Origin of the sequence: Sporosarcina ureae, assembly GCF_002101375.1 — a bacterium.
GTDB lineage: Bacteria > Bacillota > Bacilli > Bacillales_A > Planococcaceae > Sporosarcina > Sporosarcina ureae_B.
The window spans coordinates 635,457-656,162 of record NZ_CP015207.1; the positions used below are offsets into that span (position 1 = coordinate 635,457).

General features: G+C 39.9%; 20 protein-coding genes. 4 read left to right on the forward strand and 16 right to left on the reverse strand.

The window, feature by feature from the left end; all coding sequences use genetic code 11:
* Positions 1-3: 3 nt before the first annotated feature.
* Entirely contained in the window at positions 4-819 is an 816-nt protein-coding gene (locus SporoP8_RS03080; RefSeq protein ID WP_085131172.1) for a DUF368 domain-containing protein, read from the reverse strand.
* 190 nt (positions 820-1,009) lie between these two features.
* On the reverse strand, positions 1,010-2,386 hold the full coding sequence (locus SporoP8_RS03085; RefSeq protein ID WP_085131173.1) for a polysaccharide deacetylase family protein: 1,377 nt from the start codon (positions 2,384-2,386) through the stop codon (positions 1,010-1,012).
* A gap of 404 nt (positions 2,387-2,790) precedes the next feature.
* On the opposite strand from SporoP8_RS03085, the gene SporoP8_RS03090 reads away from it, so the two are divergent.
* Positions 2,791-3,765, forward strand: coding sequence for an oxygen-dependent tRNA uridine(34) hydroxylase TrhO (locus SporoP8_RS03090; protein ID WP_085131174.1), 975 nt, complete (start codon positions 2,791-2,793; stop codon positions 3,763-3,765).
* 94 nt (positions 3,766-3,859) lie between these two features.
* On the opposite strand, the gene pstB (SporoP8_RS03095) is transcribed toward SporoP8_RS03090, so the two are convergent.
* The 6 genes from pstB (SporoP8_RS03095) to SporoP8_RS03120 all read right to left on the reverse strand — a co-directional run bounded on the left by pstB (SporoP8_RS03095) (position 3,860) and on the right by SporoP8_RS03120 (position 9,187).
* Entirely contained in the window at positions 3,860-4,636 is a 777-nt protein-coding gene (gene pstB / locus SporoP8_RS03095) for a phosphate ABC transporter ATP-binding protein PstB (RefSeq protein WP_085131175.1), read from the reverse strand.
* Positions 4,637-4,647: 11 nt separating this feature from the next.
* Complete coding sequence (gene pstB / locus SporoP8_RS03100; RefSeq protein ID WP_099626884.1) at positions 4,648-5,448, reverse strand: phosphate ABC transporter ATP-binding protein PstB; 801 nt, start codon at positions 5,446-5,448, stop codon at positions 4,648-4,650.
* Between the two features lie 42 nt (positions 5,449-5,490).
* The gene (gene pstA, locus SporoP8_RS03105; RefSeq protein WP_085131177.1) at positions 5,491-6,375 is read right to left on the reverse strand and encodes a phosphate ABC transporter permease PstA; all 885 of its coding nucleotides are present in this window, start codon (positions 6,373-6,375) and stop codon (positions 5,491-5,493) included.
* The gene (gene pstC, locus SporoP8_RS03110; RefSeq protein WP_369802573.1) at positions 6,375-7,307 is read right to left on the reverse strand and encodes a phosphate ABC transporter permease subunit PstC; all 933 of its coding nucleotides are present in this window, start codon (positions 7,305-7,307) and stop codon (positions 6,375-6,377) included. The genes pstA and pstC overlap by 1 nt, the downstream gene beginning before the upstream one ends.
* Positions 7,308-7,347: 40 nt before the next feature.
* Positions 7,348-8,244 (reverse strand): phosphate ABC transporter substrate-binding protein PstS family protein, encoded by an 897-nt coding sequence (locus SporoP8_RS03115; protein WP_085131179.1) that lies wholly within the window; start codon positions 8,242-8,244, stop codon positions 7,348-7,350.
* A gap of 238 nt (positions 8,245-8,482) precedes the next feature.
* Positions 8,483-9,187, reverse strand: a complete 705-nt coding sequence (locus SporoP8_RS03120) for a response regulator transcription factor (RefSeq protein ID WP_085131180.1) — start codon at positions 9,185-9,187, stop codon at positions 8,483-8,485.
* Between the two features lie 278 nt (positions 9,188-9,465).
* Here SporoP8_RS03120 and SporoP8_RS03125 point away from each other — a divergent pair, with 278 nt between their 5' ends.
* Positions 9,466-10,494 carry an NADP-dependent oxidoreductase gene (locus SporoP8_RS03125; RefSeq protein WP_232319194.1) on the forward strand — a complete coding sequence of 343 codons (1,029 nt, stop codon included), beginning with the start codon at positions 9,466-9,468 and terminating at the stop codon, positions 10,492-10,494.
* Positions 10,495-10,612: 118 nt separating this feature from the next.
* Here the strand turns inward: SporoP8_RS03125 and SporoP8_RS03130 are convergent, their stop codons facing one another.
* Complete coding sequence (locus SporoP8_RS03130; RefSeq protein WP_085131181.1) at positions 10,613-11,596, reverse strand: NAD(P)/FAD-dependent oxidoreductase; 984 nt, start codon at positions 11,594-11,596, stop codon at positions 10,613-10,615.
* 110 nt (positions 11,597-11,706) lie between these two features.
* A complete protein-coding gene (locus SporoP8_RS03135; protein WP_085131182.1) occupies positions 11,707-11,994 on the reverse strand; it encodes a DUF6509 family protein in 288 nt (95 codons plus the stop codon).
* Positions 11,995-12,164: 170 nt separating this feature from the next.
* Here SporoP8_RS03135 and SporoP8_RS03140 point away from each other — a divergent pair, with 170 nt between their 5' ends.
* Positions 12,165-13,856 carry a M3 family oligoendopeptidase gene (locus SporoP8_RS03140; RefSeq protein ID WP_085131183.1) on the forward strand — a complete coding sequence of 564 codons (1,692 nt, stop codon included), beginning with the start codon at positions 12,165-12,167 and terminating at the stop codon, positions 13,854-13,856.
* A gap of 59 nt (positions 13,857-13,915) precedes the next feature.
* Here SporoP8_RS03140 and SporoP8_RS03145 read toward each other — a convergent pair whose 3' ends face one another.
* The 5 genes from SporoP8_RS03145 to SporoP8_RS03165 all read right to left on the reverse strand — a co-directional run bounded on the left by SporoP8_RS03145 (position 13,916) and on the right by SporoP8_RS03165 (position 19,869).
* On the reverse strand, positions 13,916-15,397 hold the full coding sequence (locus SporoP8_RS03145; RefSeq protein WP_085131184.1) for a GGDEF domain-containing protein: 1,482 nt from the start codon (positions 15,395-15,397) through the stop codon (positions 13,916-13,918).
* 181 nt (positions 15,398-15,578) lie between these two features.
* Positions 15,579-17,204, reverse strand: coding sequence for a formate--tetrahydrofolate ligase (locus tag SporoP8_RS03150; protein ID WP_232319243.1), 1,626 nt, complete (start codon positions 17,202-17,204; stop codon positions 15,579-15,581).
* Positions 17,205-17,292: 88 nt separating this feature from the next.
* Positions 17,293-18,276 carry a zinc-binding dehydrogenase gene (locus tag SporoP8_RS03155; RefSeq protein WP_085131186.1) on the reverse strand — a complete coding sequence of 328 codons (984 nt, stop codon included), beginning with the start codon at positions 18,274-18,276 and terminating at the stop codon, positions 17,293-17,295.
* A gap of 496 nt (positions 18,277-18,772) precedes the next feature.
* Positions 18,773-19,261 carry a helix-turn-helix domain-containing protein gene (locus SporoP8_RS03160; RefSeq protein WP_051210452.1) on the reverse strand — a complete coding sequence of 163 codons (489 nt, stop codon included), beginning with the start codon at positions 19,259-19,261 and terminating at the stop codon, positions 18,773-18,775.
* Between the two features lie 122 nt (positions 19,262-19,383).
* On the reverse strand, positions 19,384-19,869 hold the full coding sequence (locus SporoP8_RS03165) for a dUTP diphosphatase (RefSeq protein WP_085131187.1): 486 nt from the start codon (positions 19,867-19,869) through the stop codon (positions 19,384-19,386).
* 93 nt (positions 19,870-19,962) lie between these two features.
* Here SporoP8_RS03165 and SporoP8_RS03170 point away from each other — a divergent pair, with 93 nt between their 5' ends.
* A complete protein-coding gene (locus SporoP8_RS03170; RefSeq protein WP_085131188.1) occupies positions 19,963-20,343 on the forward strand; it encodes a sigma-w pathway protein ysdB in 381 nt (126 codons plus the stop codon).
* 41 nt (positions 20,344-20,384) lie between these two features.
* Here SporoP8_RS03170 and SporoP8_RS03175 read toward each other — a convergent pair whose 3' ends face one another.
* Complete coding sequence (locus SporoP8_RS03175) at positions 20,385-20,675, reverse strand: DUF1294 domain-containing protein (protein WP_085131189.1); 291 nt, start codon at positions 20,673-20,675, stop codon at positions 20,385-20,387.
* Between the last annotated feature and the right edge of the window lie 31 nt (positions 20,676-20,706).

Here is a 20,706-nt window from a genome sequence, read left to right on the forward strand (position 1 = left end):
ATTCTACGCTTTATCGCCTACACCATTTAATATATTGGCAATCAGAAGTCCAAGAACAACTGCCATCACACTCATGACAAACGGCGTACCACTTTCAGGCATGCCTGGAAAAATCACGAAAACCGATCCGATGATTAACCCCATGATGACGGCAAACATTCCCGTATGGAAATTAGCAAGAAGGTAGCGAATTAGTTTACTGCTGATTATAAACCCGAAGACTATACCACAACCCGTCGCGATAATAATCGGTATATTAAAGTCTGAAATAGCTGTAATGACTGTCGCATAAACACCTAATAACAGTAAAATGAATGACCCACTGATACCTGGCAACAGCATCGCCATACTCCCCGCCCATCCCGATAGGAATAGAATGATCGTATTTTTCACTGTTAGATGAGTGATAGATATTGGATCAATAGGATTCATAAAAGCAGTAGAAGCTAATGCTGCTGCCACCACTACCATCAACATCATATGACGGAATGTAAAGTTCTTTCTCAGTCCTGCTTGCTTTGAAACAAATGGAATGACACCCACAATCAACCCCAAAAAGAAGTATTGAGTAGGTTCATGATAATGCTTCAATAAATAGGAGATAACTTTACTAAATATAATGATTGTCGCACCCATCCCGATACCAAGAGGAATGAGGAAACCAATATGTTTCTTCCAGTCTTTACTAAAAAATCCGCTTATTGAAATAAGCAACTGATCATAGATGCCTAATATAAATGCAATCGTTCCGCCACTTACTCCGGGAACCAAGTCACTGATGCCCATCAAAAACCCGCGGTATAAATTTCTCCATTCCATGCTCATTGTTCCTCCAATTATTTCAGTCCGTTTAGTATATCACGCTGTGCTACACTAATTACAGCTTACCATTATTTATTTTCTTTATATGTTACAGCTATTTGGACAGAATATAAATTTCTGTACGTTAATAGGACTGTACAAAACAAAAGTTGTTCCATTGTTAGACAAAAACAATGGAACAACTTCATTAATAATCATCCATTTCAGATACCGTCACGAATTTATAACCTTGAGACTGCAAATTTTCAAGTACCGCGTCCAGTCCATCAGCGGTCGATTTATGAATATCATGCATCAAAATGATACTGCCTGTACGAGCATCTTCTGCAATATGCTCCAATAACAATTCAGGGTCATTGTGCTCCCAGTCCAATGTATCTACATTCCATAAAACAACAGGTAATTTCGTGCTTTCTCGTACTCGATCATCAACAGCACCATATGGGGGTCTGAAAACAGTTGCCGGCTGTCCGGTTATCGCTTCAATGATATCGGATGTACCCTTGACTTCACCTTGAAGTGCAACATCCGTGATCTCTGTCAAGGAAGGATGATTCCATGAGTGGTTACCTATCTCATGGCCAGCTTCAGCTACTTTCTTAGCGACGCCAGGATATGAATGAACTCTATTGCCGAGCATAAAAAATGTAGCTTTTGCATCGTATTTTTCAAGTGTCTCTAAAATTCTTACCGTATAAATTGGATCAGGACCATCATCAAACGTCAGAGCAATCGTCTTTTCCTTTTTAGTATCATCTGTTGCTACTTGGAATTCCTTTGCTAAGAATGGATTCAATTTGCGTAGCGGAATTTCTACTGTTGCCGGTCCAGCTTGTCTCTTTGTAAATTCACCTGTTCCAAAATAAAGAAATAATGAATCATCTGTCAAGGCGAAGTTGCGGTAGTTTACCCACATAGGCTCAGTAGGTCGCCATACACTTTCCTTAATCACATCGCCTTCTAACAAAGGACTATGATGAATTTCGTCACGCACTACACTCGCCATTCGTTTTAGCTTTTCCAAATTATGATCCACAATATCTTCAATCGTTACTTCTTCCCCTGTTTCAGGATTGATATGAAATGTGTGTATCTCCATTTGACTATCTTGATCAGCATAGTACGTAACAGCTCGCATGACAAAAGAATAATTACCCGAAAGATGCTGAAGCGTTTCAAAAGATACATCTAACTTGGACACTTTATTTTCCGTTTGTTGCTCTTCGGCATATCTTGTTTTCAATTCATCTATATAATCTAACACTTGCTGATTAAAGCCATCATATTCTGTTTGGGGATAACGAATGATAAAAGGATACTTTGAGTCTTTAGGTATCTCGGTAAACATTTTAATACCTGGATAAGGCGATATAATCGATTCAACCGACACTTCTTGTTTCGGTGCGGGTATAATTTCATGTGTTACGGGTTTAGTAGAGCTGGTATCTTTAGTTTTCACTACATTCACTATTAATAGTAGCGTAATAGATATTAGAGTAATGATAGTGATAATTAATGCACTATCGATCCATGTTGATCGACGTCTTTTATTTGTTTCGTTCATGAAAAAACTCCTTTACTACACACTCACCAGCTTTACATATACATTACAGTTTACTAGCAATAGAACTACTATACCCTTTACGTTCAAAAAGTATTCTGTACTCCACTCTTATATTTTACAATCTGCTACCTTTAATTTCAATGGACATGTATGAAGGTTTTTCCATCTCCTAGTATACAACAAATCCATGATGATACAAAGGTGTGTATGTAATGATGTGTTGCTTAAAAAAAAGATTTTTACTTGGAATAGCTTTTTGAATCCTTTTCTCGAAAATGAAATTATGCTATACTATTCTGGGCCCGATTCTTGCAAATTCGGGTTCAAGGGACATACAATCCCTTTGTACACACCGATCTCGGCTGTTGTCTATTGCAAAGATCAAACAGAAGGCGGTAATTTACATGGAAAAGAAAGACTATCGAGTATTATTGTTTTATAAGTATGTAACGATCGAGGAGCCTGAAGAGTTTGCGGCTGCACATTTGGAATTCTGTAAGGAAACTGGATTAAAGGGACGTATTCTTGTCGGTGCAGAAGGCATCAACGGTACTTGTTCAGGAACAATTGAACAAACGGATGCGTATATGGAGCATATGAAAGCTGATCCACGTTTTGCTGATGTATGGTTCAAAATTGATGAAACAGATGGCCACGCATTCAAAAAAATGCACGTTCGCTTCCGTCCGGAGATTGTTAATCTCAGCTTACCTGAAGATGTCAATCCGTTAGAGCTTACAGGTGAATATTTGGAACCAGAAGAGTTCTTACAACAAATGCAAGATGAGAACACTATTGTTTTGGATGCTCGTAATGATTATGAGTATGACCTAGGTCATTTCCGTGGTGCGATACGCCCGGATATTGAAAACTTCCGTGATCTTCCTGAATGGGTAGTTGAAAACAAAGAACAACTTGAAGGCAAGAAAATTCTTGCGTATTGTACGGGTGGGATTCGTTGTGAGAAGTTCACTGGCTGGTTGAAACGTGAAGGATTCGAAGATGTAGCACATTTGCACGGCGGTATCGTTTCTTACGGTAAAGACCCTAAAGCAAAAGGACAGTTATGGGACGGTCAATGCTACGTATTCGATGAGCGTATTGCGGTTCCCATCAACCAAGTGGAGCACGTCATCGTGGGACGCGACCATTTTGACGGCACACCTTGTGAACGCTATGTAAACTGTGCAAATCCCGAGTGTAATGCAAAAATTCTATGCTCAGAAGAGAATGAACATTTCTATATGCGCAGTTGTTCAGACGACTGCCGTACACATCCTCGTAATCGTTATTTTGTAGAACACGATATGACAGTGGATGAATATGACGCACGAATGGCAAAAATTGAAGCATCACGTGCTCGTGAAACCATTTCATAATACGTGAACAGCCAGCATCCTTTTATAGGAAGCTGGCTGTTTGTTTGATTATGTACTGATTTGCAAAATTATTTACATATTTTCCTATACCTGCTCATCCGAACTTTCCTGCTATATAATCTTTCGTTTCGGAAAATAGTGGGTTAGTAAATAGTGTCGCTGTCTGTCCATATTCTTTTACTTCACCATTCAAAAAGAAAGCTGCGAAATCAGATATGCGCGCAGCTTGTTGCATATTATGCGTTACGATGATAATCGTATAGTGCTCTTTTAACGTTTGGATCAGTTCTTCCACTTTGGCAGTAGAGATCGGATCTAGGGCTGAAGTAGGTTCATCCATCAATAAAATCTCCGGCTTAGTCGCTAATGTGCGTGCAATGGTTAGCCGTTGCTGTTGTCCGCCCGAAAGACCTGTAGCAGACTGGTCCAAATGATCTTTTACTTCGTCCCATAAAGCAGCAGCGCGCAGATTTTCTTCTACGATTTCATCCAGTACTTTTTTATTCTTTTCTCCATGAATACGAGGTCCATACGCAATGTTTTCATAAATTGAGAACGGAAAGACTGACGCATGTTGAAATACCATTCCTACTTTCTTTCGCAATTCTACTGGATCAATTGAAGGCTCTGTTATATTTTCATTACCGATCCAAATTGCCCCTTCTGTCTTCACTTTGGGAATCAGATCATTCATACGGTTCATTGTCCGCAAAAAAGTTGATTTTCCACATCCCGATGGCCCTATAAGTGCAGTAATTTTCTTTTCTTCAAACTTCAGATTGATATCTTTTAATGCATGATGGGAATTATAATAGAAGTGTAGATTTTCTGTTTGAATGATTGATCGTTCGATGGTCTCCACTACATTCATTTCAATCTCCCCTATCCAATGCGTCCATTAATATAATGTGCGGTTTGTTCATGATGTGGATTAGTAAAAATTTGTTCAGTGGATCCATGCTCAATGACACGCCCCATGTAAAAATACGCTACTTCATCCGAGACACGTGCTGCTTGTTGCATATTATGTGTGACAATCACGATCGTATAATCTTTTTTTAATTGTGATATCAGTTCTTCTATTTTTGCTGTCGATACAGGATCAAGTGCAGATGCAGGTTCATCTAGTAATAACACGCTCGGTTGCATTGCAAGTGCCCTGGCGATACAAAGACGTTGTTGTTGCCCACCTGAAAGGCGCAAAGCTGATGTATGTAATTGATCTTTTACTTCTTCCCACAGTGCTGCTTTTTTTAGATTCTCTTCTACAATTCTTTGTAATTCCCTCTTATCCTTTACTCCGTGGCGCATAGGTCCAGCGGCAACATTCTTAAAAATAGATTTGGCAAAAGGGACAGGTCTTTGAAATACCATTCCAATCTGTTTGCGTACTTCATGTAAATTTACGTTGGATGAATGCAAGTCTATCCCTTCATAATAGATGTTTCCTTCCGTACGACATGAGTCGATGTCATCATTCATTCGATTAATAGAACGCAGGAAAGTAGATTTCCCACATCCCGACGGACCGATTAATGCCATAACGGATTGTTTTGGGAATGATAGACTGACTTGATCAACAGCACAATGTCCACCATAATAGACCGATAAATCGGTAGTTTGCAATACTGAACTGCGTTGAAAATCAGGACTGTCCGCTAATGTAACTCTATTCGTTTTCATTTTGACAGGCTGTAAAGCGACCGATTGCATACATATCCTCCTTTAATTGGCACCCATTTTTTTAAACATCAAGTTACCGATAAAGCGTGATGTGAAATTAAAGAATAAAATCGAGATGATCAATAATGCCGCCGCTCCGTCAGAGATCGCTGCTGCGTCTGGCATAATTCCCTCGCCGTTGATTTTCCAAATGTGAACCGCCATTGTTTCAGCTGGCCTAAATGGATTTAAAGGAGATGTTGGTGACAACGGATTCCAATTGGTGAAATCTATGATCGGTGTGCTCATTCCTGCTGTGTAAATCAAAGCAGCCGCCTCGCCGAATACTCTTCCTGATGCTAGAATGACACCCGTCACAATACCAGGTAGTGCCGCTGGAAGTATGATTGTCGTAATAGTTTCCCATTTTGAAAAACCAAGCGCCCATCCTGCTTCACGTTGTGATTTCGGCACGTTATGAATTGATTGTTCCACAACTCGTACGAGTAAAGGTAGATTGAATAGTGAAAGTGCGAAGGCACCTGACAAAATCGAAAAACCCCAGCCCATATACAAAACGAAAAAGAGGAATCCAAACAATCCAACCACTATAGAAGGTAATGAAGATAGCACTTCAATCAGGACGCGAATACAACGAATGATCCAATGATCTTTTGCATACTCAGCTAAATAAATACCCGCACCAATCGCAATCGGCACTGAAATCATCAGTGTCAAAACGAGTAAATAAAAGGAATTAAATAATTGAGGTCCCACTCCTCCTCCTTCTTTGAAAATCTGAGGAGGTGACGTGATGAATTGCCAGCTTAGCTGAGGAATACCTTTGACAAAGACAAATCCAAGCAAGCCTGCCAAAACCGTAATGATGATGCCTACAATGACATATAGCCCAGCCGTGGCGAGCCGATCTTTACTTTTAGCTGACATTACTTACTTTTCCCCTTTCCAATCATTCGTACTGTAATCGTGAAGAATAGCGACATCAGTAAAAGTATGAGCGCGAGTGACCAGAGCGCATTATTTTCAGTTTGTCCCATCACCGTATACCCCATGCCCATTGTTAAAATACTAGTGACTGTGGAGGCTGGTTCGAATAAAGAGTGCGGAATGACAGAAGCATTCCCAATAACCATCTGTACTGCGAGAGCTTCACCGAATGCTCGTGCCATTCCGAAAATAATCGCCATCAGTAAGCCAGGTTTCGCAGTTTTCAATACCACTTTACAAATCATTTGCCATCTTGTGGAACCTAGCGCCAATGATGCTTCACGCAATGAACGTGGCACAGACTGAATAGCGTCCAATGCTAAACTTGTGACTGTCGGTAAGATCATGACGGATAACACAATAGTGCCCGCTGCAATACCAAATCCGCTACCTGGAAATAGATCGCGTAAAAAAGGTACGACGACACTTAATCCGATAAACCCATAGACGACTGAAGGTATACCTACTAACAACTCGATCACAGGCTGCATAATTCTTTTTCCCGCATTTGGTGCAATCTCGCTCATGAAAATGGCTGCGCCAATTGCAAGCGGTCCGGCAATTAAAGCGGATATTCCTGTAACCGCCAATGAACCGACTATAAATGGCAAAGCTCCAATAATAGGTTTACCCAGGGAATTTACTTCCGCTGGGTTCCAAGTCGTACCTGTTAAAAAGTCTTTAACACTACCATCATTTGTAATGAACGTAGACAAACCTTTTGAAAAAACTAAAAACAGAATGGCTATAGTGATGGCTGCAGTCAAAGCCACTGAAAGGAAGGTAAGCCATTTTCCGAACCGTTCCATTCGCATTTTACTACTTTTTCTATACAATGGATGTTCTGTCTCTTTGACCATCTTCGCCATCATGTACGCTCCTTTCGAGATAGGAGGAATTTATAAGTTTCTATCATTTTCCTTTAACAGTTCCTTCCGCATCACGTTCTACTTGCATTCCCGTTACCGGTAAGTAGTCCATTTCAGGAAGTATAGTTTGCTGCACTTCATCCGAAAGTATATACTCGATCAAGTCCTTTGCAAGACCTGTTGCTTCACCATTAGTATACATATGCTGGTAAGCCCAAATTTCCCATTTATTTGACTCGACATTTTCTTGATTTGGAGTCACACCATTAACTCGTAGAGCTGTAGTCGTTTCATCGAAGTAAGAAAATGCTAAGTAGCTGATTGCTCCTGGTGTTTCACTGACAATTTTTCGTACCGTACCCGAAGAGTCTTGTTCTTGAGCCTCGAGTGGTTGTTTTCCTTGCAATACTAATGCTTCAAAAGTAGCGCGTGTTCCAGATCCTTTTGCACGGTTGATGACAATAATTTCTTGATCCATCCCGCCAAGTTCTTTCCAGTTTGTGATTTCTCCTGTAAAGATTCCAATCAATTCTTCAGTCGTAACATCTTCTACACCCGTTTCTGGGTGACTTACCGGACCCATTCCAACAACCGCAACTTTATGGTCAACTAAGTTACCCGCGTCCACGCCTTCTTTTTCTTCCGCGAATATATCCGAGTTTCCAATGTCTACTGCACCTTCGCTGATTTTACTTAACCCAGTACCGCTCCCTCCACCTTGGACATTGATAACCGAGCCTGGATTTTTTAACGTATACTGCTGTGCTGCAGCTTCAACTAAAGGTTGTAGTGCACTTGATCCTACTGCCGTGATGGGTTCAGTTTGTTGTTTAGCTTCTCCCTTTTCACTATCACTTGCTTTCGTACTACTACAAGCCGCGACCACCCACGTACAAAGTAAAACAAACGCCAATACGGTTATTCGATTACGTTTCCTCATCACTGCGCCCCCTAGGATATTTCGTTTTAGTAGTGACTTTCTACTGCTTCTTTACTATAAGCAATGAATATTAAAGGCTGATGAAAGAAACGTAAAGGTTGTGTAAAGGTTCTGTATAGATAGATAATTTAGTGGATCTCTGTAATATGAAAGGAATACTTATGCTTAAACATTAATAAAAGGCCAACGACACAACCCTTTTAGGTTTGTCTTTAGCCTTCGTATGTATCAAAAATATTCAGTTTGTCACTTCTTCGAATTTATAACCAAATCCTCTGACAGTCTTAATATAGACTGGACTTTTTGTATCCGGTTCAATTTTTTCCCTCAGGTGGCTAATATGAACATCTACGATACGAGAATCTCCAGTGTAGTCATAATTCCATATCGCATTTAGCAACTGCTCACGGTGTAGTACTTTACCTGAATGTCGCATTAAGTATAAAAGCAGCTCAAATTCTTTAGGAGTCAATTCCAAGGGGCTTCCATCCAAAAAGGCTTCAATTCGATCTGGATAAACTAGTAAACGTCCATTACTTAGTTCCGTTCCCAGTTCTTTTACTTGTGCAGAATTCTGTAACTCTATTCTGCGCAAGATAGCTTTTACACGCGCAAGTACCTCTCGTGGACTAAATGGTTTTGTTAAATAATCATCTGCTCCAAGTTCCAGCCCAAGGACTTTATCGAATTCATCCCCTTTTGCTGTCAACATTAAAATGGGTGTATGAATTTTTTCTTGGCGAAGTTTTTTGCATACATCCATGCCATCCATGCCGGGCAGCATAATATCGAGCAATAGTAAATCCGGTTCTTCAGAAAGCGTCATTGCAATGGCTGTATTACCATCTCGGGCTATATACACAGTGTATCCTGCCTGCTCCAAGTTGTATTGCAAAAGAGTAGCTATTGACTGTTCATCTTCCACAACCAAAATCTTTTTCATTTGGTTAGCTCCTTTACCGCTAGATCATTAATTTTTCTGAAAGTCTACGTCTCTACTCTACTTTGACGTCAAGAAAATGTCCACTCAAATCTTTTTTGTTGTAAATACAGTAAAGGGTTCATTCAAATTAAATGACTTGGCCTGTTACTATATGTACAGCCGAATTTTCATGTCAGTGCAATTAATTGACATCGGTACTTCATGCTAGTAACCTTGTACTTAAGCTTACTTTTAGTTAGTTGATAAGTTGAAATATTGATTACACAGGAGGAATTTTTATGACACTAGAAATGCAAAGAGAAATTCATTTAGCTAACCGACCGAAAGGCTTGCCTACTATGGAAGCTTTCAATTTTGTGGAAAAACCTATGCCTGAGCTGAAAGACCATGAAGTTCTGATTCGTACGCTATATGTATCAGTTGACCCGTACATGCGAGGAAGAATGATAGATGCGAAATCGTATATCCCTCCATTTAAACTGGATGAAGTGATTACTGGAGGAGTCGTTGGTGAAGTAACAAAATCTACTTCCGATTCATTCAAACCAGGAGATTTCGTTGTAGGAAATTTGAATTGGGCAGAATATACGGCAGCTTCCGAGAAAGAAGTACGTAAAATCGATCCAAATATCGCCCCGATCACTACACATCTAGGCATCCTTGGTATGACAGGGCTCACTGCATACTTCGGTTTACTCGATATCGGTAAACCGCAAGAAGGTGAAACTGTCGTCGTTTCTGGCGCTGCCGGAGCAGTTGGTTCAGTAGTAGGCCAAATCGCCAAAATGAAAGGTGCCAAAGTGATCGGAATTGCAGGTTCTCAAGAAAAAATCGAGTACTTAAAAAATGAACTCGGATTTGATGAGGCTGTCAATTATAAATTAGACAGCTTTAAAGAAGACTTAGCTAAAGTTGCCACTGACGGTGTAGATGTCTATTTTGACAATGTCGGCGGCGAAGTGACGGATGCAGTCTTTACATTACTAAATAAACATGCGCGAATTGCGTTATGCGGTGCTATTTCCTCTTACAATAAAGAACAACAAGACATCGGTCCTCGTCTTCAATCTACGATGATCAAAACAAGCGCTTTGATGAAAGGCTTTACAGTAGGAGATTATGCGGCAGACTTCGCTACTGCATCCACTGATTTAGGTAAATGGCTATCAGAAGGCAAGTTGAAGTATGAAGAAACGATTGTCGAAGGCTTTGACAATATTCCAGATGCGTTTCTTGGTTTATTCGATGGAACCAATTTAGGAAAACAACTGGTCAAAGTCGCTGATTATGAAACGACAAAGCACTAAACAGAATGCAATGAAAAAAAGGCTATCTCGAGAAATTCCCGGGATAGCCTTTTATATTACTTGCATAGAAAACACCTTGTACAGTGAAAAAATCTCCATACAAGGTGCATAGTTTTTATTAACCGAATACGCTCGTACTGTGCAATGGTTGAACTTTTGCTTTCGGATCGAGGAACGCTTTCGCGTGGCTGATGGCAACCGGCGCTTCGCCCATACCTACTGCAATCAATTTCACTTTGCCATCGTATGTTGTGACGTCACCCGCTGCATAAATGCCTTCGATATTCGTCTCCATGCGAGAGTTCACTTTAATCGAATTACGATCCATATCTAAGCCCCAGTCTTTCAATGGACCGAGTGAGGAAATGTTGCCGTAATTGACTACTACATGATCAAATGTTAGTTCTTTCACGCTGCCGTCTTTTTCCTTTAAAATGACTTTATCTAATGTATCTCCGTCGCCATGTAACTCACTTACAGCATGTGAAGTTAAAACAGTAATACTAGATTCGCGCAATTGATTGACACTGGTTTCATGCGCAGTGAAACGTTCTCTACGGTGAACAAGCGTTACCTCGCTTGCGATATCTTCAAGCATCAATGCCCAGTCTAGTGCAGAGTCTCCCCCGCCACAAACACAGATATTCTGATCTTTAAACATAGACAAGTCCTTAATACCGTAGTGCAATGTTTTGCCTTCAAAAATCGGTTCTTCTTTCAAACCGATTTTACGCGGTTGAAAAGCACCAATTCCCGCAGTTAACAAAATAGTCCGTGTCAAATGCTGTCCTTTGTCAGTTGTTAAAACAAAGTGGTCATCCTTCTTTTCTATGGCCAATGCCGCTTCCCCTAAACAAATTTCAGGTTTTGCATAGTGCGCTTGCGTCACTAAGTTTGCCACTAAATCTTTCGCCAAGATTTTAGGGAATCCGCCTACATCATAAATGTATTTATCAGGATATAGCTCGATTAATTGGCCGCCAAGCTGTGGCAAACTATCGATAATTTTGACAGACATCTCACGCATACCCGCGTAGAACGAAGAGAACAATCCAGTTGGGCCTCCGCCGATAATCGTAATATCCACTATTTCATGATTCATTTAAAACACTCCTATAATTAATTCTTTAATGAGAAGCTATTGGGGTGTACCACTTATGTTTCTCTAGTCTATTATCCCCTATACGAAAGAGAAAAACATCTATTTTGTATTCAGATTTCAGGAAAATGTTCTGTGCAGAATTGCTCTGCTGATGCTTGTTCTTCTTCGTCCCACTCCACGTCAAATGGGCTTTCCGTTGCCAATTCATAAAATTGGTACGTAAGCATCTTTCGTTGGCCATCCTTCACAGAATATAGCATACGTAAGCCAGTACCCTCTTCTTTGAACAGTTCATCTTCTTCATCCAGCTTAACTGTCAATAGAAATTCGTAGCGCTGACCGTCGATAATACCTGTTGGATCTACCAGTTCTTGTACTTTACCATTTACTATTTGCATTCAATTTCTCCTTCTTCCCGCTCACTTAGAGTTTACTCTCTCTATCCTACATCATTTCATAAGATTGTGGCAATTTATGAACGTCACTTTCGATAAATAGTTTGCTTTTCTTTACTGGTTGCTAGAAAATGAAGGGATAGTTACATTATATAGAAACGAGGAGGAGTGCAATGCTTACTTTTGAAGAGTATGAGTATACTCGCCCGGATATCGAAAAACTGCAAACAGAATTCAAGACTGCACTTGAACAGTTTAAACAAGCAAACTCATTTGAAGATCAAGCCGCAATAATGGAGCATATAAACATGTTGACGAGTGATTACAGTACAGCAGAAAACATCATGTATATCCGTTCTTCGATTGATACGAATGATAAATTTTATCAAGATGAACGGGATTATTTTGATGAGACTGGTCCTCAATTTCAAGCTTTGCAAAGCGATTATTACCAAGCTGTAATCTCTACGCCTTTTCGAGCACAATTAGAAGATAAATGGGGCCCACAGCTATTTAAGCTTGCGGAAAATGCCATTCGTTCGTATTCAGATGAAGTCTTGCCTCTTTTACAGCAAGAAAACAAATTAGTTTCCGAATACTCCAACCTCGTCGCTTCAGCACAAATCGAGTTTCAAGGTGAAACGCTGACATTGGCACAACTTGGACCATTTAAAGAGTCACTTGATCGCTCGGTTAGAAAAGATGCTATGAACGCCACTGCTGACTTTTACGCGTCAAATGAAGTTCATTTTGATAGAATTTTTGATCGTCTCGTTGCAGTACGTCATGAAATCGCTACAACACTCGGATTTAAAAATTTTACAGAACTAGGATATATTCGTATGGACCGGATCGGCTATGATGTACATATGATGGAACACTTCCGAAATCAGATTCGGACACATGTAGTGCCATTAGCTGAGAAGATTCGAGGTATGCAAAGGCGACGAATAGGGATTTCTGAAATGAAGTTCTATGATGAACCATTGCATTACCCCGAGGGAAACCCTCAACCTAAAGGTTCCCCTGAATGGATTTTGGAAAATGGGCAAAAAATGTATCAAGAGCTATCGCGTGAAACCGGACGTTTTTTTGATTATATGAAACGTAAAAACTTATTGGATTTGGTGGCAAAAAAAGGCAAAGAGGCTGGCGGCTACTGTACATTTATAGATAATTATGATTCTCCGTTCATCTTCTCTAACTTTAATGGAACTTCAGGTGATATTGACGTGTTGACGCACGAAGCAGGCCATGCATTCCAAGTATATTCAAGCCGTTCGATTGGCATCCCCGAATACATTTGGCCAACGACTGAAGCTGCAGAAATTCATTCCATGAGTATGGAGTTTTTCACTTGGTTTTGGATGGATCGCTTTTTTGGTAGCGATGCAGAACGTTATCGTTATGCACATTTACTTGAAAGTGTATTGTTTTTACCATATGGAGTTGCGGTAGATGAGTTTCAGCAACGCATCTATGACCATCCTGACATGACACCAAGTGAACGTAAAGCGGTATGGAAAGATCTTGAAACCATTTATTTACCTAATCGGGATTATGATGGACATCCCTATTTAGAACAAGGTGGTTTTTGGCAGAGACAAGGTCATATCTATGAAGTGCCGTTTTATTATATTGATTATGCTTTGGCACAAATCTGTGCGCTCCAATTTTGGCAACGATCCTTAGATGACTTCGATGGTGCATGGACGGATTATTTGGCACTGTGTCAATTAGGCGGAAGTAAATCATTTTTAGAGCTTGTTGCAACGGCACACTTGAAGTCACCATTTGAAGATGGGACGGTTGAGTCAATCATGGATTTCGTTAGTGATTGGCTAGTTGAACATAAGATCTTTTGATTATAAGCAATACAAAAGGATGTACAGAATGTCGTTTGACGACTTTCTGTACATCCTTTTTAGGACTCAACCGCGTGGTATAAAGAATATTGATCTTTGCCTTTTTTCTTCGAATCGTATAAAGCGAGATCGGCTTTATGATAAAGTGTATGAATAGTATCTGTCTTTTCCGCTATTGCAATTCCAATACTGATAGATAAATGAATATGATCATTTTCCAAATAGCTGAATGACTCTCTCATTGCTTCAAGCATACTGTTCGCCCGTTCTGTGACTTCATCGATAGTCATGCGTGAAAACAGAACCACAAACTCATCACCGCCGATTCGAGCGGCCAACTGATCTTTTCCGCTTTCTTTATCAATAATTTTTGCGGCTCGGACTAATAATTTATCGCCTTCTCCATGCCCTAAAGAATCATTTACGGATTTGAAATTATCTAAATCAATAATCATGAACTGTAATGGACCTCTTTTTTGATGAAGCCATTTTACTGCGGCATCTTCAAATGCCGCCCTGTTCTTTAATCCTGTCAATACATCATGGAATGCAAGATGAACAGGTTTTGCGATCATTTTAGCAAGAACAATGGACAAGATAATTGTGATGATAGAGATCGCTACCGTTTGGAATAGAAATTGATTACGGTACGAAGTTAGAACTCTTGAAAAAGGTACATCATGATACGCAATTTCGACTACCCTATTAGTAGATAATCCAGGTACTGTATCCGCTTTATATGGTATGTATCTATAGGTTATGAGTTTGCCTTCTTCTTTAACAGTTGTTTCTTTAATTTCAAAGTTTTTATAGGATGCTTCGAAAACCGCTTTTCTGGAAGGATTGATTTTCTCTTCTTTGCCTATCTCTCGCTCCCCTAACAATAAACCTAAATAATTATATACATTCACTGACTTAATCTGTTCGTTTTCACTTTCTAATCTACTCATCGTATCTAAAAAGTTGAATTCCTTAAAGACCAGTTTATCTTCCAAGTAATACCCCAACTCAATTATGTAATTCTTATCCGGCGTTGGCATATAACTGAATTTCTTAAATTCTCCTGTTTCCTGTTGAATATCAAGTGCATCGTGAGAAAATATGCCAAGTTCCCTTCGTTCCGTTAATAAAGAGCTGAATCTCGCGCAACATTCATTAAAATTCAATCCTATATCGGGTGTATAACTGCTTGCAATCACTTCGTTGTTTTTATCAATAATAAAGATATCCATACCGCTTTCTGCTTTCAAAGCTTGAAAATCCCATTTTAAAAAATTAGGTTGTTTTTCGTATTTTTCGAGTAAGCTGTATGAGTATTCTTTCATTTTTTCTGCGCGTTCAATATCTAGTAGATTATATACTTTATCGATTGTGACAAGACTTGTTATGATTTCATCTTCCGCCATTTGAATTTGTATTTCTAAACCCATTTCCACGTTCTTTTTCAGTCGAACATAATCTGCTATGACAATAATCAATGACAAAAGCAACGTGAAAGAAATCAGGATACCCGTTAACTTTATACGAAAATTCTTATCCACTTCATGGCACCCCTTCACGCTTTCATCCAGTAAAACATCTGACAATAGTATAGCATAGATCTAGGCCATTAGAACCGCACAACATGATATTTTTTACTTTACTTACTTTTTTTACTTTAATTATAAAAAAGCAAAAAGCCGTATGGGCTCTTTGCTTTTCATTTCATAACTATAGTAAAAATTACATTAACCCTTTCGCATTACCAGCCGAATCGACATCCATATTGAGCGCTGCTGGTTTTTTTGGTAAACCAGGCATCGTCATAATATCGCCTGTCAAACAAACTAAGAAACCTGCACCAAGTTTCGGCAAAATATTGCGGATGGTGATCGTAAAGTCTATTGGACGTCCTAACTTTTTTGGGTCATCAGAAAACGAGTACTGCGTCTTCGCCATACAGACCGGCAACAGATCCCAGCCATTCTTTTTGATTTCCGCTAAATCTTTCTTTGCCTGATCGGTAAATAAAACGCCTGTGCCACCATATACTTTTTGAACAATCGCTGTGAGTTTTTCTTCTACTGATTGCTCTACTTCATAAATTGGCGCGAAATTATTTGGCTCTTCCATCACTTTTAAGACTTCTTCCGCCAATGCTTCTCCGCCTGCTCCACCGTCTTGCCATACATCCGTTAAAGCCATTTTTACGTCATGGTCCTGACACCACTTCTGGACTATCTGCAATTCACTATCAGAGTCCCCTACAAAATGATTAAGCGCGACGACAGGTTGCACGCCGAACGATAGAATCGTCTCAATATGCTTTTCCAAATTAACTAAACCTTTTTCTACAGCTTGACTATTCTCCGCTTTTAATTCCTGCTTCGCTACTCCGCCATGCATTTTAAGTGCACGAATCGTTGTCACAAGAACGATTGCATCCGGCTGGAATTTACCGATGCGCGCTTTAATATCCATAAACTTTTCTGCACCTAAATCTGATCCAAACCCTGCTTCTGTCACGACATAGTCAGCCAGATTACGCGCTGTATTTGTTGCGATCAACGAGTTACAGCCGTGCGCAATATTTGCAAATGGTCCACCGTGAATTAGAGCGGGTGTGCCTTCGATCGTTTGAACGAGATTTGGTTTGAATGCATCTTTAAGCAGAAGCGTCAACGCACCCTCTACGCCTAAATCACGCACAGTCACAGCTTCTTTTTCATACGTATAGCCAATCACAATTTCGGACAAGCGCTCTTTCAAGTCTTGTAAGCTAGTCGCCAGACAGAATACAGCCATAATTTCGGACGCTACTGTAATATCAAAACCCTCTTCCCGTGGCACGCCTTGTGATGGCCCACCTAACCCAATCGTCACATGACGAAGCGCACGGTCATTCATATCCATGACGCGTTTCCATGTAATGCGGCGAGGATCGATGTGTAACATATTTCCCTGATGCAAATGGTTATCGATCATCGCGCTCAATGCATTATTAACCGTTGTAATGGCATGAAGGTCTCCAGTGAAGTGCAAATTGATGTCTTCCATAGGCAGTACTTGAGAGAAGCCGCCACCCGTCGCTCCACCTTTGACACCCATTACCGGCCCTAACGACGGTTCACGCAATGCAATCATTGTTTTCTTACCTAAACGGGAAAGTGCATCACCAAGACCTACTGTCACTGTCGATTTCCCTTCTCCTGCTGGTGTTGGACTCGTAGCAGTTACAAGTACGACTTTCGCTTGTGAAGTGTTTTTTGGAATGAGGTCTACATTGATCTTCGCTTTGTATTTACCATATCGCTCTAACGCATCCAATGGAATTCCTGCTTTGTCTGCTATGTTTTCAATTGGTTGCATAGTTGCTTTTGATGCGATTTCCAAATCTGTCAGAGTCTTAACTTCTTTCGTCACTACTTCCACTGCCTCTCTATACCGGTTATGTTGTTTATTTCGAAATAGCTAAAACGATTTTACCAAATTGTACACTGTCATCCAGCATAGTAAATGCCTCACTTGTTTTTTCAAGAGGAATCACTGAATCAATAACAGGATGGAGTTGATGCTCTTCAACTAACGCTAACATATCCCGAAATTCTTCCCGACTTCCCATTGTAGTGCCTAGTAACGAATACTGACCATAAAAGAAATCACGTAAGTTCAGTTCGACGGTATCTTCTGTTGTGGCACCAAATACTACGATCCGACCACCTTTTTTAAGAATTTCAAGAGAACGATTGAATGTTGCCCTTCCCACACTCTCAATCACAAGATCCACACGTTCATCTTTTAGTTCTGTAGGCCAATCGCTATTCGTATCGATTGCTATATCCGCACCGATGTTCATTGCGTGATTTCTTTTCTCTTCACTTCTAGACGTCACGATAACACGCGCTCCCATTTTCTTTGCAAATTGAATCATATAGGTCGCGACTCCACTTCCTGCTCCAGGAATAAAGACGGTTTGCCCTTCTTCTATTTGGCCCCTCGTCACTAGTGCCCGATAACCTGTAAGTCCCGCTAGAGCGAGAACTGCAGATTCATTCCATGTGAGATGTGTCGGCTTTTTCTCTAACTGTTCTGAGGATATGCAAATCTTCTCAGCAAATGTACCATGATCCGGCATACCTAGAATATCAAATTCAGCTGGAGGCGCGTCGCTTTCTTCAAACCAGCGAAGGGAAGGATTAATTATGACTTCGTCGCCTACGTTCCAACCAGTTACACCTTCTCCGATTGATTCAATCGTGCCTGCGCCGTCTGACCCTAATACCAGTGGTTCTTTAGCGTCTCCACGTCGTTTGGGTATAGCCGTATCACGTCGATTTAATCCTGCTGTTTTCAATGCGACAATTACTTCACCGTTTCTAGCTGAGGGATCGGCGATATCTGTATAGTGCAGCTCACCATTTTCATGAACGAATGCTTTCAATCAACTCATCCTCCTTAGGTTTATCTACGATTCTATCATAACGTATTTCATTCTATTTTCCTACATTTCATGCTATTTGATTATTCATTATTTTGTATTAGGGGGGGTCCCTGCACAGTAAATAGTAGTTACTTTTTGTTAAGCATTAAAGTCAGGATAGTAAATAGTACTGATCTGGATCTACACTTAAGCCAAGAATAAGTTCAAAGACTACAACAATACCCACTCTACTGTTAGTAAATGGTCTACATCTATTTATGCAGGATTCAATCGGAAGTTAGGGTGACTCAGGGAGTATCAAGCCCTACAGGTGAGACATTCAGAAGGAGCTTTCGACTTGGTGAGCACACCGCACGGCCCATGGAAAGCGTCCCCCAACTGGAGCTTCCATCCCCTCGTACTCTCAAACTTATTCATTATACTTACCCTATTTAGATTTTAAGCTTCAGATTATACAAAAATAACCCTAGAAGTATAATCACTTCTAGGGTTATTTTTATAGTGTGCGTCTTTTATATTTAGCCAGTTCAAGTAATTCTAGTACATCTTTCTTAGGAAGACGGATCGCTAACTCCATTAGTTCTTTCTCAGCCGATCGACGTCCTTTTCCGCTTCGGTACTTCTCTTTATTCACTGCGTCGATTTCTGCATATAGCTCATCAATTTCTGTTGGCCATTTACCAGAGGATTCGACATTCATCGTTTCACGAAGACGATCATAAAGTGATTCTACTGTATTACCTGTCGCTTTGAAATACGGAGTAAATGTTACTTCACCCATAATCAGCTCGTCGGTAGAAACAGAAAAACGCTCGGAAATTTTAGCGATCCATGCAGCAGATGGTGCGTTCTTACCACGCTCCCAATCTTTAATTCGACTAGCTGATGTGCCAATTGCCGCTCCAAATGCCATCATCGATAGTCCTCGACGTTCTCTCAGTGCCTTTAAACGCAATCCAAAATCATCCTTGCTCCATTCGTTCAACGAAATACCCCCTGTATGACCTGTATTGTATTAATTTTATTATCAAAACAGTCTTTTTGTCAATTTATTTATTTATGAAATTTTTACTAGAGTTAAAATTGCGATGAAGCTACTGATACCAATTAATAGCCGCTTCTTTGACGTGCGTAATTTTCTTCATTTTTATCAATATATGCTTGAATAATTTGATCTTCAGTAAAACCGAGCGTATTCGCAAGTGCTCCATAATTCACCCAGATCTCTTTATAATCTTCAAATGTTAATGAATCCAAGAATGTATAAATAGATTGACCCGTTTGAATAAACTGTTGTGTAAGATTTTGCTCTTTAACATCACGTGTTGGCCATTCTTCCAATCCATCAAAGCTTTTTTCAATTCCTAAAGATAATAAGAAATGGATAGAATCCACATACTCTTCTAAAATGACATGGTCTGCTGAAGGACCTTTTGTGCTCCAGAATTTAAAACAACGTGTTTCGTTAGCCAACTCAGAAAGTTCGACGATTAATGCCAAACCTCTTTCAGTAAATGTTTCCTTCGTTTGATGATTTTTTTGAATATATGTATCGAGCGCTCTTTGCATTTCAAATAGTTGATGTAATTTCAATTAAATTCCCTCCACCATTTCGCTATAAAGTGAAACCTTTTCCCTTACTCATCCGTATAGTACAGTACTATATCGTTTGCAGGAGCTGATTTCATGGTTTTATTGATCCGCGTCTTTATTATAGCATTGGTTATTTATTTATTTTATGTCGGCATTCGCTATTTGACAGATGCTAAGCGAAAGCTGGACGAAGCGTATGAAAAAGAACACTATTATTTTTATGATGACTTGAAAAATATCCGTAAAAATTTCTTTATTACGTATAAAGGTGCGATGTTTGAAGGTGAGAAATATCTAGGCACCACAACTGATTCCTTTGATGTAGTTTCCATTTTCATTTGGGTGAAAAATGAAGCGAATTTACAAGGAATGACGAAAGAAGATTTTCTTTTTCTCGAATCTGAAGTTCGGACGAATTATCCTCATGCTGAAATCAACTGGAAGAACCCAATTGAACAATTAATGAAATCTTGATGAAACGGAAATAGCCGAAAAAGCTATTTCCTTTTTTTATATTAAAATGTAATAGCAGTTGGTAATTTTACACCATATACCGCTAGTAACAGCACGATGTCGATCATCATCAGAAGTAGAAACCCAATACGGAAATGGGTCTTTCTTGTTTTGTGATGAAAGAATTGCATACCAAAGTACGCACCCACTCCACCACCAAGCAGTGCCAATAACCATAAATTTCTTTCAGGCACACGTTGCTGTTTCTTTTTAGCTTGTCGTTTATCGTATCCCATTGCCCCAAATGCCCAGAGTGATAGGATGACCATATAAATCAATAGAGTTTGTGCCATTTCAGCCATTCCTCCATACGAAAAAATCCAC